The following is a 16,684-nucleotide window of genomic DNA, read 5'->3' on the forward strand; positions in this document are numbered from 1 at the left end:
ATCAGTAATCATCTGATAGTTGAGAATAAACGTCCAAAGCCATGTTCATGATCTTATCGGGCAAACCACACCCATCTGGACGCGTATAACGCAGTCGAAGGTTTGGATGAAACAAGAAATTACTGAATCTCCCAAAGGTATCGTATCGCCTCGATCAATAAGCGTATATCGTATACCTTACTGCTTATCTAAATGAAATCGCAAACTCTTTTTAAAGATTTCCCATCCATTCGCCGGAACCATCATAGAAAAATCAAATATCAGTGATTATTTGAATACTTTGTTGACTAAGGCGCCGTAAAAAAATAGTTTATCGTATACCATTTAAAATATTAAGGTTACATCTTGTATGTTACCTGACAAATTGAGGTCAGAATGACTAGGCTCGCCCTTTCTGAAATTGAAAAACTGTCTCTTGCTGTGCTGGAGAAGCATGGCTTCAGCCGCGACCATGCAAGCGCTCTTACCCACACAATGCTCTCAGGCGAAAGAGACGGATGCGCAACACACGGTATCTATCGTTTACTAGTATGTATCCATACTTTGAAGGCAGGAAAAGTAAACCCTCAAGCCATGCCACAAATTATCGACACAGCTCCGGGGGTGGTGAAAGTGGATGCCGAAGGTGGGTTTTCTCAGCTAGCATTTGAACGCGGCCTCCCTTACCTGTGCCAAAAAGCTATCACAAACGGCATCGCGCTCATGGCAATCAATAACTGCGTGCACTTTTCAGCGCTGTGGGTGGAAATTGAGCAGCTAACTCAGCAAGGACTTGTTGTTATGGCATGTAATCCAAGCCACTCATGGGTTGCGCCTCATGGAAGCAAAGAGCCTTTACTGGGGACTAATCCATTTGCTTTTGGCTGGCCAAGAAAAGATAGCCATCCCTATGTATTTGATTTCGCAACCAGTGCCATAGCTCGCGGAGATATTGAACTCCATCATTTACGCGGTGACCCCTTACCTGAGGGCTGTGCTATCGATAAACATGGGAATGTGACTACATCGACGTCAGAAGCAATGGAAGGAGCAATGCTCACCTTTGGCGGACATAAAGGCTCCGCCCTAGCCACCATGATCGAGTTAATGGCCGGTCCGCTGATTGGCGACCTCATGAGCTATGAATCAATGGCACATGATAATGATGCGAAAGCCTCACCTTTCCATGGAGAACTGATTATCGCGATTTCGCCAGAGTCACTACTTGGCTCCGAGAAAGAATCCCATATGGCACGTGCTGAAGAGCTCTTCACCAAGTTAAAAGCTCACGGCGGCCGTCTGCCTTCAGAGCGCCGTTATGCCGCAAGGCTTAAGAGTGAGCAGGAGGGGGTAGAGATCCCGCAATCCTTATATGAAGAATTACAGTCACTACTGGCTTAACAGATAAAACCCGGGAGGGAGGAGATAACTCAACATCATGATACTTAAATTGAAATCTGTACCTGATATTAGCTCTTCACCCTCTGCCTCAATCATAATCGCACAATACCTGAAGGAGGCGATTGTGTCCGGGACGCTGATGGATAACCAGCCAATACGTCAGGATCAGATTGCTCAAATTTTCAACGTCAGCAAAATCCCGGTCAGGGAGGCACTCAAGACACTTGAGGCTGAAGGCTTCGTAAAATTTAACCGCAACCGTGGTGCTGTCGTGGCAGGGATCTCAGAACAGGAATTGTTACAGTTATTTGAGATTCGTGCAGTACTGGAATCAACAATAACTCGTATAGCGGTACCCAAAATGAGCCGTGAGCACTTTGACAAACTGATGATGGCTTGTGACGCTTTTATTCTTGAGGAAAACCCAGTCCGCTGGGCGGAACTCAATTGGGAGCTCCATGCCTGTATCTATGTGGCAGCAGACAGGCCACATATGCTAAAAATGATCCGCACTGTTTACGATAAGGTTGAACGCTACATGCGTGTTCAGCTCGCTGCCCCCGATGCTATAGCCCAGGCTGATAAAGAACATCGTGAGATATTTGCTGCGTGTAAAGCGGGTAAAGCTGAGGTAGCAGCGTGTCTTATTCACGATCATGTTGTTGGTGTCTGTGCGGATCTTCAAAAAAAACTCGCAACAAGTGGTACAAAATCATTTATTCATTCTGACCCACAACTCTAGATTCGGTGCCACCCATCTGTTCATCGATTTGATGTGGATTACAGTTTTAATTTGGATATTTGACAAGCATTATAGTATACGATATACACTTGTATTATCACTGCTACCGAATCACTTATTCACCTATATAGTAGATACTGTTATGGAGAGCATAATGACGGCGGAACTCAAGAAGAAGTCACAGGCAATTGAATTCATTACCAAAGCATACATTGATGGTAAGTTCGTCGATGCCTTAAGTGGCAAAACGTTTGAAACAATCAATCCGGCAACCGGAAAAGTTCTGGCTAACATTGCTGAATGCGATAAAGAAGACGTCGATGTAGCGGTGGCCGCTGCTAAACGCACTTTTGAGGAAGGTGTATGGAGCAAGCTTGCGCCTAAAGAGCGTAAGTACGCCATGTTAAAACTGGCTGATCTCGTCGAAGAAAATGCTGAAGAACTAGGCATTATTGAGAGTATGGACAACGGTAAACCTGTTGCGGATGCAATTTACGCTGACTTACCAGACGCGATCGAGACCCTACGCTGGAGTGCAGAAGCCATTGATAAGGTTTATGACCTCACCTCACCAACAGCTAGCGACATCGTCTCCATGATTGTCCGCGAACCCATTGGCGTGGTGGGCGTTGTTATCCCGTGGAACTTCCCGCTGCCGATTCTGGCCATGAAACTGGGGCCAATCCTTGCCACGGGTAACAGCGTAGTCATTAAACCTGCGGAACAAACCTCACTATCCGCTCTGCATTTCGCCGCTTTGTGTGACAAAGCTGGGATCCCTGCTGGCGTGGTGAACATCGTTACCGGCTTTGGTGAAACTACTGGCAAAGCTTTGGGTGTCCATCCCGATGTAGAATGCCTCAGCTTTACTGGCTCTACTGAAGTAGGCCGCTATTTCCTGCGCTATTCTGCCGACTCAAACCTTAAAAAAGTCATGCTTGAGTTAGGGGGTAAAAGCCCTGCTATCGTGATGAATGATGTCAAAGATATCCAGCATGCTGTTGAGCAGGTCGCCGCGGGTATTTTATTTGGCCAGGGTGAAAACTGCAGCGCCGGTTCCCGTCTCCTCATCCAGCGTGGTATTAAAGAACGTTTCATGAAAGCACTGCTCGAAGAGTTTGCTAAATGGACTGTGGGCGAACCTTTCAGTGATGATACCCGCATTGGTGCTCTGATTGAAGAGAAACACATGCAGCGCATTCTGAGCTACATCGAGAAAGGTAAAGCGGAAGGCGCTCGCCTGATTATGGGCGGTGAGCGTCTGTTAAGTGAAACCGGCGGGTATTTTATCGGACCAACCGTATTTGATGATGTGACTAACGACATGACCATTGCCCAGGAAGAGATTTTCGGGCCTGTGCTAAGCGTGATTACCTTCGATACCGTTGAAGAAGCTATTTCGATTGCGAACGATACCATTTACGGGTTGGCTTCTTCGCTTCATACAAATGATCTGACAACCGCACACCAAGTAGCACGCGCTATTCGTGCCGGTACCGTGTCTGTTAATTGCTTCTCAGAAGGCGATCAGTCTGTTCCATTTGGTGGATTCAAACAATCAGGATTTGGTGGCCGTGAAAAATCCATCCATATCTTCGATCAGTACTCAGAGTTGAAAACAATCTGGATCCAACTGGTCTAAGCGATATGGCCCGATTTTGTTACCGGGCCATAAACTGAACGCCACCGCAGTTAGGTTGGTATACGATATACGCCAGCAGGCGCTTAATGCCTAGTAGGTTGTGGGCTGCCCTTAAAAGAAGAGCATCCCACCTGGCTTCAACAACATTCCCGATAATCCCTTGCAGGGATTGTCTTGATGACGCGAATTGACCAGATGAACTGGCAATTCCTGCATCATTATTAACTAATGGAGAACGATTTATGACCGCGAATAATGGTAAGCAATTTATTGCTGGCCAGCGTGTTGGCTCAGGTTCACCGGCACTGAACAGTATTAACGCCAGAACAGGCCAGCCTTTATCGTATCTGTTCTGTCAGGCCACTATGGCCGAAGCTGATAGCGCAGCAAATGCCGCCGCATCAGTATTTAGGAGCTATCAAAAGCAGCCTCTTGAACGGCGGGCAGCTTTTCTTGAGTCGATCGCTGATGAAATAGACAGCCTCGATGACGATTTTGTTAACATTGTGATGGAAGAAACAGGTCTGCCAGAGGCACGTATTAAAGGTGAACGTGCCCGTACTTCAAACCAGATGCGTATGTTTGCAGAATATATCCGAGCACGAGGATTTCTTGGTATCCGTGTAGATACTTTCGAAGGCCAGGGTAAGCCTGTACTCCGTCAATACAACGTCGGTGTTGGTCCAATCGCGGTATTTGGTGCAAGTAACTTTCCCCTAGCCTTTTCTACTGCGGGTGGTGACACCGCTGCGGCGCTCGCCGCTGGCTGTACGGTAGTCGTGAAGGCGCATTCAGGTCATATGAAAACATCCGAACTCACTGCGGAAGCGATTGAGCGTGCTCGTATTAAGTCCGACATGCCGGCTGGCGTCTTTAATATGATTTTCGGCTCCCGTGTGGGTGCTGATCTAGTTCGCCACCCTAAAATTAAAGCCGTCGGCTTTACTGGATCTCTCGGTGGCGGAAAAGCACTGATTGAAATCGCAAATGCCCGACCAGAGCCGATACCTGTATTTGCTGAAATGTCTAGCATAAACCCGATGGTTGTACTTAACGGGTTGCTGACGAATCAGGCCTCAAAGGTAGCAGGAGATCTTGTAGCCTCCTTCACTATGGGAACAGGTCAGTTCTGCACTAAACCAGGTTTAATTCTTGGCGTACAAACCGACGCGTTCGAAAATTTCGTAACTGAGTTGAAACACAAAGTCAGCGCACTTTCACCTATGGTGATGCTCAATCCGTCAACGCTGAAATCCTACGATCATCGCCGCCAAGAGTTCGATGCATTCAGCTCCCTTGAATTGCTTGCACAAGGCCAGGATGACAGCTTATCTGCCGGGGCTTGTCTTTACAGAACCGATATCCAAAGTCTGATCGCTAACAACACGCTGGTTCAGGAAGAAATTTTCGGACCAGCAGCGATTATCGTGAGCGTGGAGACTAAAGAGCAACTTCTAGAAGCTCTGGATACTTTGGGTGGACAGCTGACCGCAACTATATTCGGGGAGGAGGAGGAGCTGGCAAGCGCTGCCGATCTGGTGGCGACGCTTGAAGAAAAAGCAGGACGCTTGATTGTGAACAACTATCCAACCGGGGTTGAGGTGAGTCACGCTATGGTACACGGAGGCCCATGGCCTGCGACATCCGATTCTCGGGGTACATCAGTGGGTAGTTTGGCGATTAACCGATTTATGCGCCCGGTCTGCTTCCAAAACTACCCTCAGTCTCTTTTACCTGATGTATTGAAAGATGAGCAACTTTCGAAATCGCCTCATCTTTTGAATGGCAAGTATACCAATTAAGACCATTTAATTCGCCAGGGAGGCCGCTGAGTCCTGACAAGGAAGTCAGGGATGAAAACTTAATTAGTTCCAACTGTCAGGAAGGTTTATAACGCTTTTGAGCGACAGATTTATGTTTTCCTAAATAAGATTGGGATCACATACTTTTATATAATGATTAATAACGAGGCACTAAAATCATGCCACGTGACCAATTATTATGTCGAAATATAATATTATGTTATATCTCTCGATAATGATTAAACTCCATTGACATACTAAGGCGTTATGTAACATATTATACCGTATACGATATACTAGTTAGCGGTGTTCAATTTTCAAATTCTGACAATCGACGATGATTGTTGTATTACATAGATCGCTTGAAGTTATTGCACAACCTACTTTCTTTCAGATAGGGGGGCATGCTGAACCGGAGCGATACTTCTTCTTACGACTGGAGATTTATATGAAAACCAATATTTTTTCGGGTGTGATCCCGGCTCTGATGACACCATGCAATCCGGACAGAACTCCCGATTACGATGCATTGGTTCGTAAAGGTAAAGAACTGATTGCTGCGGGTATGTCTGCTGTTGTCTATTGTGGATCAATGGGTGACTGGCCATTGCTGACAGATGAACAGCGTATGGAAGGCGTTGCTCGTTTGGCTGAAGCCGGTATTCCAGTAATTGTCGGTACCGGAGCTGTGAACACAGCATCAGCAGCAGCTCACGCGGCGCACGCTCAACGTGTAGGTGCAAAAGGTCTGATGGTTATCCCTCGCGTTTTATCTCGCGCTTCAGTTATCTCAGCTCAGAAAGAGCACTTCAAAGCGGTCCTTTCAGCTGCTCCGGATTTACCCGCTGTTATTTACAACAGCCCTTACTATGGCTTTGCGACCCGCGCCGACCTGTTCTTCGCGCTGCGTGCAGAACATCCTAACCTGATCGGATTCAAAGAATTCGGTGGCGCAGAAGATATGCGCTATGCAGCAGAAAACATTACTAGCCGTGAAGATGACGTAACCCTGATGATTGGTGTTGATACCGAAGTGGTTCACGGATTCATTAACTGTGGCGCAACCGGTGCGATCACTGGTATCGGTAATGTATTGCCAAAAGAGGTTCTGCACCTGTGCAACCTTTCTAAAGCCGCGGCAAAAGGTAATGTTGAAGCTCGTACTCTGGCCCTGGAATTAGAAAGCAGCCTGGCGGTACTATCTTCCTTTGATACAGGCCCAGATCTAGTATTGTACTTCAAACATATGATGGTCTTAAAAGGCCACAAAGAATATACCCTGCACTTTAACTCAAGCGATGCACTGACTGACAGTCAGCGCGGCTACGTTGAAGCTCAGCTGTCACTGTTTGATACATGGTATGCATCCTGGAGCAATCAGTCAGGAACCGTGAGAGAATATAAACCTCAGTAATATCAAACATACTTTTAGAGGTGGTGAGTAAAATCATCCACCTCTTATTAGCTATTATTAACCTCCCTCTAGATTAACCTTCCTGCTCATAGAAAAATCCGCTTTTAAAATAATCCACTCTATATTAAAAAATCTCTCGAATATAATTAACTCTTACCTAACCATCCCCCAAAAAAGATCAACGCATCGACTAATACAACACATCATCCATAAGAAAATAAGATGGAACAATCCATACTTTTATCCAAAACACCTCTAACCTATTAATTAATTCTGTGGTAGTCTGAATGCACTTATTTAAAAAGCAAGTGACGTTGCTTTTTAAATTATGTAGTAAAACCATCAATTGATCTCTGATTAATAAATAGAAACATTTAACAAACCAACATCGCTCTCATCGCTTATATCGGATGAGTTTCACATTTCAAATCATGATCTAGTTATTTGAACTGTATTAGTTAGGAATTAAAAATGGAATCTTCTTCAACAGTTATTGGTTTTTTATTATTGTCAATCTTTCTTCTTGTCATGTTCATTGCTCGACTAAAAATACATGCAAGTATAGCGTTGATTCTATCAGCCATATTTCTGGGAACGGTAACTCGAATCCCCCTGGATAAACTCGTGTCCACGCTTGAAGACGGTATTGGAAGCACACTTTCCTTTCTGGCTCTGATAATGGCTTTTGGTGGCATATTAGGGAAGATGCTGGATGATTCCGGTGGCGCGGAGCAAATTGCTCGTACACTCTTGAACAGAGCCGGTAAACACAATGCACCATGGGTGATGGCCGTGCTTGGATCTGTGGTGGGGATTCCAATCTTTTCTGACGTTGGTTTTATATTGATGGCTCCCCTTGCCGCAGTAGTTGCAAAAAATGCTGGTATGTCACGAATGCGTGTTGGCGTACCACTCCTCATCTCACTTCATGCTATCCATTGCATTCTGCCTCCACACCCTGCGGCAACTGCGGTCACTGAAATTCTTCACGCTGATATCGGCAAGGTGATCCTGTTTGGTTTGCCGATCGCACTTACTTGTACACTGATCGCGACAAGTTATGTGGTATTTATTACCCGAAAAGAAAGCCAGGGCAAAGTAAAGTCAATCTCTGTAACACAGCAACCAATGACAGAAGTTCGAGAGCTACCTGGATTTGGGATAACATTATTTACTATCCTTCTTCCATTGCTGCTGATGATGAGCAAAACAATCTTTGAAGCTGTTTTACCAGCAGACAATGTATTACGGTCGACAGTTGAGTTTATCGGGAATCCGTTTACAGCCTTGCTAATATCGGTTCTCTTTGCCTACTGGAGTCTGGGACTGTCAAAAGGCTCCTCCCTAAACAAGTTGGGTTTTTTAACCGGTGAAAGCTACAAGCAGATTGCAAATGTGATGTTAATCATTGCAGCCGGAGGTGCATTCAACGGCGTCATCACCGCCAGTGGGATTAGCCATACTCTCAGTGTGATAATTGGTAATCTGCCTGTGAGCCCTATTCTTCTTGCTTGGCTGTTAACCGGGTTAATTCATCTTGCCGTGGGTTCTGCTACTGTTGCAATGCTGAGTTCTTCGGCAATAGTACTACCACTCCTCCAAAGCAATGCTGCACTCAGCCCTGTAGCATTGACTATTGCCATTGGCAGCGGCGGATTAGGTTTTGTGCAGTTTACAGATAGTCTCATATGGTTAGGTAAAGAGTATCTGGGGCTCTCACTTGCCGGGGCCATTAAAAGCATCTCTGCAGCAACAATGATCGCATCACTTGTCGGTTTAAGCGGAGCTATGCTTATTCAATACGTATTATAATTGATGGTTGCCCCAGCTGAGAGTATACGTTTCTAAATTTGGAACTATAAGGAGACTGACCGTCCATTAACAGGCGGTTAGTTTCCATTTTTTCTCCATCAGTAATTTTGATGACAAGTATATAGTGGGCTATAGCCGAAATATCATTTAGATATCACACTTAACTGTGACCATATTGTAAGTAGAACGGCTATAGTCCCAGACACTTTTCAGGCCTCGGTTTTTTTTCAGCCATAAGCCGGTATTCTACAGGCGTCAGATTATTAAAGGGCCCATAAGGCTAGTCGCTGTTATATTCCGTCAGCCAGCGTTCTTTGATTCTCCGTACTTAATTCAGTGTTCTGCACAGATAAAAAGCCAGTATTTCAGTCCTGTATGTTCGCCTAAAACGTTCAGTAAAAGCATTCTGAGTGGGTTTTACCGGCACAACAAAATCCAACTGTATATCTTTATCTTCAGCCCATTAAGCCAAGGTCAATGAAATAAATTCCGGCCCGTTATCCATCCTCAGCTTTAGCAACCCGCTTATAATTCCATATGTGATCTCGACGGTGAATGACCCGAAAAATCTTATTAAAAACGCATCGCGGATAGCGTTCATCTCGATCTGTCAGGACTTCCACCGTGTCTCCAATTTGTAGAAAAATGCCGTCCTGCTCAGTGATAATGTCCTGTACACTTACATAAACTGCGATATCAGATAATGAGTGAACTCACGCTTTGTGACTGGTTTTAACGCTTGATTCGATAACGTCTCTCAGCGCAAGATCCTCAAGGTTAAGATCAGCGAACATCTGTTCGAGACGCTGGCGCTTATCTTACAGGTCTTTGATATTCCAGATATCAGAGGCTTCCATTCCGCTGTATTTAGCTTTCCCACTGTAACAGCTAACTTCTGAAATTTCGGCCTCGCAGCAGATACTTTGCACCGTTCGACCAGCGTCAACAGACTTCAAAACGGCGATAAGCAAGTCGAACTTTACGCATAGCGATCTCCTTCAGGGAACCTATTTAGTATGTCGGAAGATCTCTAAAGGTGGATAGTTTCTTTGGCAGGGATGCTTACAATATAATTTAAAAAGAAAAAGCGGCAACAATGTGCCGCTTGGATATGAGATTATATTACTTGAGTTTATTGTCTATCACTCAATTAGAGCTGGGGGTAAAGCCTTTCCCAGAACCTTATCAGCTAATTTTTCGGCCATCATGATTGTAGGTGCGTTAGTATTACCCGTTGTCAGATAAGGCATCAGTGACGCATCGATGATACGTAAGCCCTGAACACCATGTACACGGCCTTCATTGTCCGTTACAGCCATTTCATCATAACCCATGCGACAGGTCGAAACGGCATGATATCCAGTGCCTGCATTTGCTCGGATCCAACCTTCTAACTCTTTATCACTCTGAATATCAATACCTGGGCTTACTTCAACACCCCTCAACGCGTTCCAAGACTTCTGAGCAATCATCTCGCGTGTAGTACGAATACCTTCACGCAATTGCTCAAGATCACCAATCTTATCTAAGAAATTCAGTTTGATAACGGGAGCGTCAAGAGGATTTTTAGATTTCAGGGTAACATGTCCCCGGCTCTCAGGACGCATAACGCTAGTGAAATACTGAAAGCCTGGATTTATTCGAGCTTCACCTCTGTAAAACTCACCGATCATTGGGAAAAACTCATGCTGCAGGTTTGCATATTCAACTTGTTCGTTACCCTTAAAGAACGCCCCTACTTCAAAGTAGTTTGACGTACCCAAACCGGATTTTGCTAGTAACCAGCGAGCCCCCACGTACCCTCTGCCAATTTTGCTTGATAGCTGGAATGTCGGTGACACATTGCGCGTCGTGCTGTACTGGATAGGAACCGCCGCGTGATCCTGCAGATTGCGACCAACCCCTGGCAGATGATGAACAACCTTAATATCGTGAGACTTAAGTTCTGCTTCGTCCCCGATCCCAGCAATCATCAGGAGCTGAGGTGTACCGAACGCACCAGCACTCAGGATCACTTCGTTACGTGCTTCCGCTGAAACTGGTTTACCCTCATGCAGATATTCCACACCTGTTGCACGCTTACCCACTATTTTAATCTGTCTGACATGCGCAGAAGAGTGAATCGTTAGATTTTTACGGTTACGTGCAGGATCCAGATATCCACGGGCAGTACTCCACCGATTCCCCTTGAAGGTACTGGACTGGGCGATGTTCACACCCTCTTGGCTTTTACCATTCTGATCCTTATTGAACACCAGACCGTAATCCTGCCCGGCGCCCAAGAAGGCTTCGTAAAGAGGATTGTCGGCGTTACATTTATGAACCTGCATCGGTCCCTCTCCGCCGCGGAACTCATCGCCCCCACCCTCGTAAGTTTCCATTTTTTTAAAATACGGCAGGCAGTGCTTATAGCTCCAGTCTGGCAGGCCAGCTTCAGCCCAGCGATCAAAGTCGCGAGGATTTCCTCGAACAAATACCATTCCATTAATGGAAGAAGAACCCCCTAGTACTCGACCACGATGCTGGTCACTGATATTACCGTTTACTCCGGCATCAGGCTGGCTCTTAAATCCCCAGTTAAATTTGGTGCTTTCCAAAGGCAAGCCCAACGCCGCCGGCATATCCAAAATAATACTTTTGTGGCTTTTTCCTGCTTCCAGTAGGAGTACTGTGAACTTCCCGTTTTCGCTGAGGCGATTTGCAACCACACAACCAGCTGAACCCGCCCCCACAACAATGTAATCAAAAATTGTATTCGTAGTCATAATCCGCCTCAGTGTATAACGCATACATACTGCATATAAAAATCAACACTCACCGTAGAGTATATCGTATACCATGTGTGATTTATCTTTTAAGCACTTTTTTAAAAAAATGTGAAACATAACAATTTCCTATGAAGGCCCCCTCGTTGAGACCTAGCTCTGATTGAAGGAAACGTACAGATTCAAGTGGGTGCTTTTGGGATTAACTGAGAAACTATCCAATGTAAGCATCCCTGCAAAACGACCCATCAATTTTTAGAGAACCTCTAGCACTCCAGATTCCGCGATTTGCATATACCCCCTCCCCCAATCAAAAAATACCCCCAAACCCATCCCACAAATAACTCTTCTAAACTACCTCTCCCTCTCCACCCGAAGTGTCACCCCCCTTCCCCCAAAAATCAGTCCCTTACCCTCTCTATAAGTGAAATACAGTTAAATACAGTGAAATACTTTTGGAAAAGTTTTGGGAAAAGCGGTCCTGAATTTCGTATACAGTTCATGGACTTAAAAAGATAAAGTGAAACAGTTTTGGGGAATTTTTGGGGAACGGTGTGACAGGCACAAAAAACACGGGTCCATTTCTGGACCCGTGCTTAAGTATGATGATGGGGGGGTATTACATGTGGCTGATGATCGCGTCACCGAATTCTGAGGATTTCAGCAGTTTAGCGCCGTCCATCAGACGTCCGAAGTCATAGGTCACAGTTTTGGCGGCGATAGCTCCTTCCATTCCCTTAATGATTAAGTCTGCGGCTTCGGTCCAGCCGAGGTGACGCAGCATCACATTTGAGAAATTGCGTTAACAGACTGATTCAATACTGCTTTTATCGCAAAAGCACACCGCAAAACAACACTAGCACACATAAAGTTACAGTCGAAATTACAAATAGTTAGCTTTAGTTTTGGGGAAGCGATCTGTTATCTGAAAAACTCGTCTCATGTTTGTGCCTGGTCAGGAATCTGTTTAGACTTTGTACTCGACTCATGTAATCAAGGATGGATATATGGATACAGTTGAAGAGCTAAACGGTACATACTTCTACAAGGGATTAACTAATCTGACACCCGGTGAACTATTTTTCTTCATATTTCTTGAAGAAGCACAGAAGCGGCTAGGTGCAAGTGATATTATGGCATTAGCTCTTATCATCCTGGGTCAACCCACCCAAAGTACAAGAGGGAAGCCCGTAGGAGCAACACTGGGAACATCGATCCTTAGTGAGAATCTTAGGCGTTGGTTAAAGTTTCGGGTTAATCGTTGGCCCACTTTGACAAATGAAAGCATTAAGAACTTACGGTTTAGTTATGTGAATAACTTAGGCGCTTTTACAGGGCGTTGGATACCAATTCTTGGGATTGCCTTTGTGATGAATGACGTCTTGCAAATAGGATTTCGCACCGTCAGTGCATATAATCGGATTGCAAGAAAGGATGACCGTATATGGTGATAGATATCGAAACAGCCGTCCTTCGATGGTATGAAACGGCCTACAATACCAAGCCACTGTTTGCCAAAACGACCCCGATATTGACACCGGAAACTAGCATAAATACAGGCAGGTATCCTTGGGCAAGGGAGACAGGCCACGAAATTATGCAGAGCTATTTTCAGCGATTTACTGTTGATAGTACTGGATTCAACTTTATTACATACTGGCCTTACGAAAAAGGCATACTGCCTAACTGGCTCCGTCCAAAATCACAAAAGGTCCCTGAAGTATCAGCCAAACCTTTAACACTCGGTATGCTGATCGAATCAGCTAAAGCGGGTCGCTGGCTATACGATTAACAATGCCCGGGGCTACCCGGCACTTCATCAATACGCTTTCCATGCAGAATACACCAGCGGATCAACAAATGCATACCGCCGATATTCGACTGTCGAATTATAAGGCATGTAAACCTGCCTGCACCCACCAATATCGACCCCGGAACTGTAGACAACCAGTACACCGGCCACAGGTTCTGGATAGTTAAGCAACAAAGTCGCGTTACTGGTCACATTCTGGAAATACTGACCAGATGCGGTTATGCCATTCAGATCGGTGCCTGCGGGTAGCGTTTTGTCAGCCACAGGCACAGCACCGGTTTCCTTCGCCGTTAGCGAATCCTTCGTCGCCAGTTCGCCCAGCCCCAGATTCTTCTGAGATTCAACCTGTGCCTCTGCACCCACCTCGGCGATTTCAGACATGTTATTTTTGATTGCCAGATAATCAGACACCACCGGTGCGGCAGTGACTTTCACAACCCGACTGGCACTTTTACCTGAAATATCGCCAGTAACACTGATTGTCGCCGTTCCCTCACCTGTAAGTATCCCCCTCTCCCTTTTAAATCAGCCCCTTAACCTCCCTATAAGTGAAACACAGTTAAATACAGTTAAATACTTTTGGGAAAATTTTGGGGAAAGCAGCCCTGAATTTCGCATACAATTCATGGGCTTAAAAAGATAAAGTGAAACAGTTTTGGGGAATTTTTGGGGAATGGGGTGACAGGCACAAAAAACACGGGTCCATTTCTGAACCCGTGATTAAGTATGATGATGCAGGGGGATTACATGTGGCTGATAATCGCGTCACCGAATTCTGAGGATTTCAGCAGCTTAGCGCCGTCCATCAGACGTTCGAAATCGTAGGTCACGGTTTTGGCGGCGATAGCCCCTTCCATTCCTTTAATGATTAAGTCAGCCGCTTCGGTCCAGCCGAGGTGACGCAGCATAGATTTGACTATCTACAGGCGCTTGATGGCCTTTCTGAACATGCCCTATAGTCAGCTCACGCCAGTTATTCGGATCGATAAATTTAATATTCTCTTTATCATCTTCTTGATGGAGGATTGTCGCCGTCATGCCTTCAACCTCGTCATCGTCGTCAGGCTCCAGATTCGGCTGGTCTTCAGTGGATTGAAGCTGGCTGCCCATTCTGACGATTGGTGCGTCTTTACAGAGCCATGATTCAGGCAGCAACGGGTATTGAAGAAATTTTTATAGATGAAATTATTTCATAGTTGTACAATTGATTCTCATGTAATAACAAAGGGTAATTAAATGGCTAGAATGCCTATTATTGTTAGCATAGTATCAGTTTTATATACAGCACTGTATTTCTATTGGTCGATCGGTGATTATGAATCGTATAAATTCATTGGCAATATAATTTTCACCTTGACAGCTCTTATATTACTATTAAGAAGTAGAGTAAAACCCATTTGTGATAGCGAGGAAGACGAAAGGACATGGAATTTCGCCTTGGCAACTTGTGCCCTTGTAATTTCCATCATTGACCCTATCTCTAAATTCTCTAATAGTGCTTATGGTGAAAAATTAATTGTAAAAATTCATATGCCAGGTGCCGCTTTTTTATCTTGTACTCTAGCAATTATAGTACTGCTAGCAGTGATTGCAATCGGAATTAAATATCATAAAAAATAACCTCACACCAGCACCGACAGTCAGGAATTGTCTAAGTCCAAGTCGTTAGTGAACCGAGACGGGTCGTTACAATAAACCCTTTCAGAGTAAGCAGTGCTTCCGGATTTTTACGGATGCACTGTGGCCTTTCCATGCGTCACTCCAATACCTGCGTGTAACTCCAATTCCGGAAATTAATCAAATTTATGGGAAGGGATGCTGTATGCGTAATCTGTCTATTCCTGCACGGGCATGGGTATATCAGCAGAAAGGCATAGCCAAAGCTCGCCTAGAGAAAGATAAGCCCCACGACGCCATCTTATCTAGGTGAGACGCCAAGCGTATTTACCTAAAAATTGAAGCTGTTTGGTACATCACTAACAGCGATGATTATATGATTCAGACCTGTCAGCATTTCCTGACCTTATTCTCTAGGTGCCACCGAACAACGCATCGAATCCCCGGGCTTAGAAATTCAACGCACGCGCTGTATACTGTACTAGTTGAGCAACAACTAAGATAGAAACGGAGTTATCATCATGAGCAGTGCTCTCGTGCCAGAATTTGCCGTCTCTGACTGGCGTACTTCAAAAAAGTTTTACTGCAATGTTCTTGGCTTTGAATGCCTCTACGAACGCACTGACGAAGGATTCTGTTACCTAAAGTTGGGTGAAGCAGAACTGATGATCGACCAGATAGGGCAAGGACGGACGTTTGATAAAGGACATCAGCCCGGCAGCTACCCATTTGGAAAAGGACTCAATGTTCAGATACGGGTACCTTCGGTTGCCCCCCTCTTAGAATCACTGTCTCTGCATGGAATTAGCCTTTACCTTCCCGTGGAGGACCGCTGGTATCGTGTGGGTGCTGAAGAAAGCGGTAATCGTCAGTTCATCGTTGCAGATCCGGATGGATACCTACTTCGTTTTTATCAAAACCTTGGAAAACGGACAGTAAAAAAAACAGAGAATCTAGATTCTCCTCTGTAGTATGAGTATCGCCCGTATTTGCCATAACGTCTTCTTAAACGCAGGGAATAACATGTTTGATTTTTATCCATCAAAGCTATGGAGCCGTGATGAAGTCATGTGCTCACCTTGTCCTGTACCCGCTGTTAGTGGTGTCTATTTTTGGTGGTTCGAAAACATACCATCAGGGGTTCCGTTAGATGGTTGCGTTACGATGGATGGTTACACACTGCTGTATGTCGGTATATCTCCGGATAAAAAGGGCAAACCTAACAGTCGAGCGAATCTAAGAACCCGTATAAAAACGCATTACAGTGGAAACGCTGAAGGATCGACACTACGTCGAACCCTTGGCGTCCTGCTATCTACAGAAAGTAACTATCCTCTGCGCCGGGTGGGATCAGGAAACAGGACGACCTTTACTCATCCAGGTGAGCAGTGGCTGGATGAGTGGATGGGAAACAACGCAAAGGTTTGCTGGATACCACATAGTGAGCCATGGATTTTAGAAGAACACCTGATATCTAGCACATCCCTTCCACTAAACATAAAAGATAATAAACATGCTTTCGGGCCATTACTTTCAGCAATAAGAAGGAAAGCAATGACTGACGCTAAAGCGATGGATATTGCTAATGAGACAGGCCTGAGTAGGAAGCTAAAAAAGTTAATGACTTAACATAATGCAATCTTGCGCGCACCGGAAAATCCGTTACGTCACTCAATGCAAGATTTAGCAGTAAAATC

General features: G+C 45.1%; 13 protein-coding genes and 3 pseudogenes. 11 read left to right on the top strand and 5 right to left on the bottom strand.

What is annotated here, in order from left to right:
* The first annotated feature begins 375 nt into the window (after nucleotides 1-375).
* The 6 genes from DW47_RS0109170 to DW47_RS0109195 all read left to right on the top strand — a co-directional run bounded on the left by DW47_RS0109170 (nucleotide 376) and on the right by DW47_RS0109195 (nucleotide 8,792).
* Nucleotides 376-1,380: an Ldh family oxidoreductase gene (locus tag DW47_RS0109170; protein WP_029686125.1), complete on the top strand. Its 1,005-nt coding sequence runs from the start codon at nucleotides 376-378 to the stop codon at nucleotides 1,378-1,380.
* Nucleotides 1,381-1,417: 37 nt separating this feature from the next.
* The gene (locus tag DW47_RS0109175) at nucleotides 1,418-2,122 is read left to right on the top strand and encodes a GntR family transcriptional regulator (RefSeq protein ID WP_051150884.1); all 705 of its coding nucleotides are present in this window, start codon (nucleotides 1,418-1,420) and stop codon (nucleotides 2,120-2,122) included.
* 154 nt (nucleotides 2,123-2,276) lie between these two features.
* Nucleotides 2,277-3,764: an aldehyde dehydrogenase gene (locus DW47_RS0109180; RefSeq protein WP_152473154.1), complete on the top strand. Its 1,488-nt coding sequence runs from the start codon at nucleotides 2,277-2,279 to the stop codon at nucleotides 3,762-3,764.
* A gap of 242 nt (nucleotides 3,765-4,006) precedes the next feature.
* Entirely contained in the window at nucleotides 4,007-5,566 is a 1,560-nt protein-coding gene (locus DW47_RS0109185; RefSeq protein ID WP_029686129.1) for an aldehyde dehydrogenase (NADP(+)), read from the top strand.
* Between the two features lie 337 nt (nucleotides 5,567-5,903).
* Nucleotides 5,904-6,980 (top strand): dihydrodipicolinate synthase family protein, encoded by a 1,077-nt coding sequence (locus DW47_RS0109190; RefSeq protein WP_241430717.1) that lies wholly within the window; start codon nucleotides 5,904-5,906, stop codon nucleotides 6,978-6,980.
* Between the two features lie 471 nt (nucleotides 6,981-7,451).
* Nucleotides 7,452-8,792, top strand: a complete 1,341-nt coding sequence (locus tag DW47_RS0109195; RefSeq protein WP_029686131.1) for a GntT/GntP/DsdX family permease — start codon at nucleotides 7,452-7,454, stop codon at nucleotides 8,790-8,792.
* Nucleotides 8,793-9,075: 283 nt separating this feature from the next.
* Here the strand turns inward: DW47_RS0109195 and DW47_RS17670 are convergent.
* The 3 genes and pseudogenes from DW47_RS17670 to DW47_RS16980 all read right to left on the bottom strand — a co-directional run.
* Nucleotides 9,076-9,763, bottom strand: a pseudogene (locus DW47_RS17670) (integrase core domain-containing protein); the annotation flags it as partial.
* A 171-nt stretch (nucleotides 9,764-9,934) separates the two neighbouring features.
* Nucleotides 9,935-11,557, bottom strand: a complete 1,623-nt coding sequence (locus DW47_RS0109200) for a choline dehydrogenase (protein ID WP_029686132.1) — start codon at nucleotides 11,555-11,557, stop codon at nucleotides 9,935-9,937.
* A gap of 619 nt (nucleotides 11,558-12,176) precedes the next feature.
* A pseudogene (locus DW47_RS16980) lies at nucleotides 12,177-12,350 on the bottom strand (isocitrate/isopropylmalate family dehydrogenase); the annotation flags it as partial.
* A 214-nt stretch (nucleotides 12,351-12,564) separates the two neighbouring features.
* Between DW47_RS16980 and DW47_RS0109210 the strand changes: the two are divergent.
* Both DW47_RS0109210 and DW47_RS0109215 read left to right on the top strand, forming a co-directional pair.
* On the top strand, nucleotides 12,565-13,008 hold the full coding sequence (locus DW47_RS0109210) for an STM2901 family protein (RefSeq protein WP_029686133.1): 444 nt from the start codon (nucleotides 12,565-12,567) through the stop codon (nucleotides 13,006-13,008).
* A complete protein-coding gene (locus DW47_RS0109215; protein WP_029686134.1) occupies nucleotides 13,002-13,349 on the top strand; it encodes a DUF1493 family protein in 348 nt (115 codons plus the stop codon). The genes DW47_RS0109210 and DW47_RS0109215 overlap by 7 nt, the downstream gene beginning before the upstream one ends.
* A gap of 27 nt (nucleotides 13,350-13,376) precedes the next feature.
* On the opposite strand, the gene DW47_RS0109220 is transcribed toward DW47_RS0109215, so the two are convergent.
* Entirely contained in the window at nucleotides 13,377-13,805 is a 429-nt protein-coding gene (locus tag DW47_RS0109220) for a pyocin knob domain-containing protein (RefSeq protein WP_029686135.1), read from the bottom strand.
* Between the two features lie 308 nt (nucleotides 13,806-14,113).
* Nucleotides 14,114-14,278 (bottom strand): annotated as a pseudogene (locus DW47_RS16985) (NADP-dependent isocitrate dehydrogenase); the annotation flags it as partial.
* Between the two features lie 328 nt (nucleotides 14,279-14,606).
* On the opposite strand from DW47_RS16985, the gene DW47_RS0109235 reads away from it, so the two are divergent.
* The 3 genes from DW47_RS0109235 to DW47_RS17675 all read left to right on the top strand — a co-directional run bounded on the left by DW47_RS0109235 (nucleotide 14,607) and on the right by DW47_RS17675 (nucleotide 16,616).
* Nucleotides 14,607-14,990, top strand: coding sequence for a hypothetical protein (locus DW47_RS0109235; RefSeq protein WP_029686137.1), 384 nt, complete (start codon nucleotides 14,607-14,609; stop codon nucleotides 14,988-14,990).
* A gap of 518 nt (nucleotides 14,991-15,508) precedes the next feature.
* A complete protein-coding gene (locus DW47_RS0109240; RefSeq protein ID WP_038027443.1) occupies nucleotides 15,509-15,958 on the top strand; it encodes a bleomycin resistance protein in 450 nt (149 codons plus the stop codon).
* A gap of 52 nt (nucleotides 15,959-16,010) precedes the next feature.
* Nucleotides 16,011-16,616 carry a GIY-YIG nuclease family protein gene (locus tag DW47_RS17675; RefSeq protein ID WP_029686140.1) on the top strand — a complete coding sequence of 202 codons (606 nt, stop codon included), beginning with the start codon at nucleotides 16,011-16,013 and terminating at the stop codon, nucleotides 16,614-16,616.
* Nucleotides 16,617-16,684: the final 68 nt, after the last annotated feature.

The sequence above is a fragment of the Tatumella saanichensis genome (genome assembly GCF_000439375.1).
GTDB lineage: Bacteria > Pseudomonadota > Gammaproteobacteria > Enterobacterales > Enterobacteriaceae > Tatumella > Tatumella saanichensis.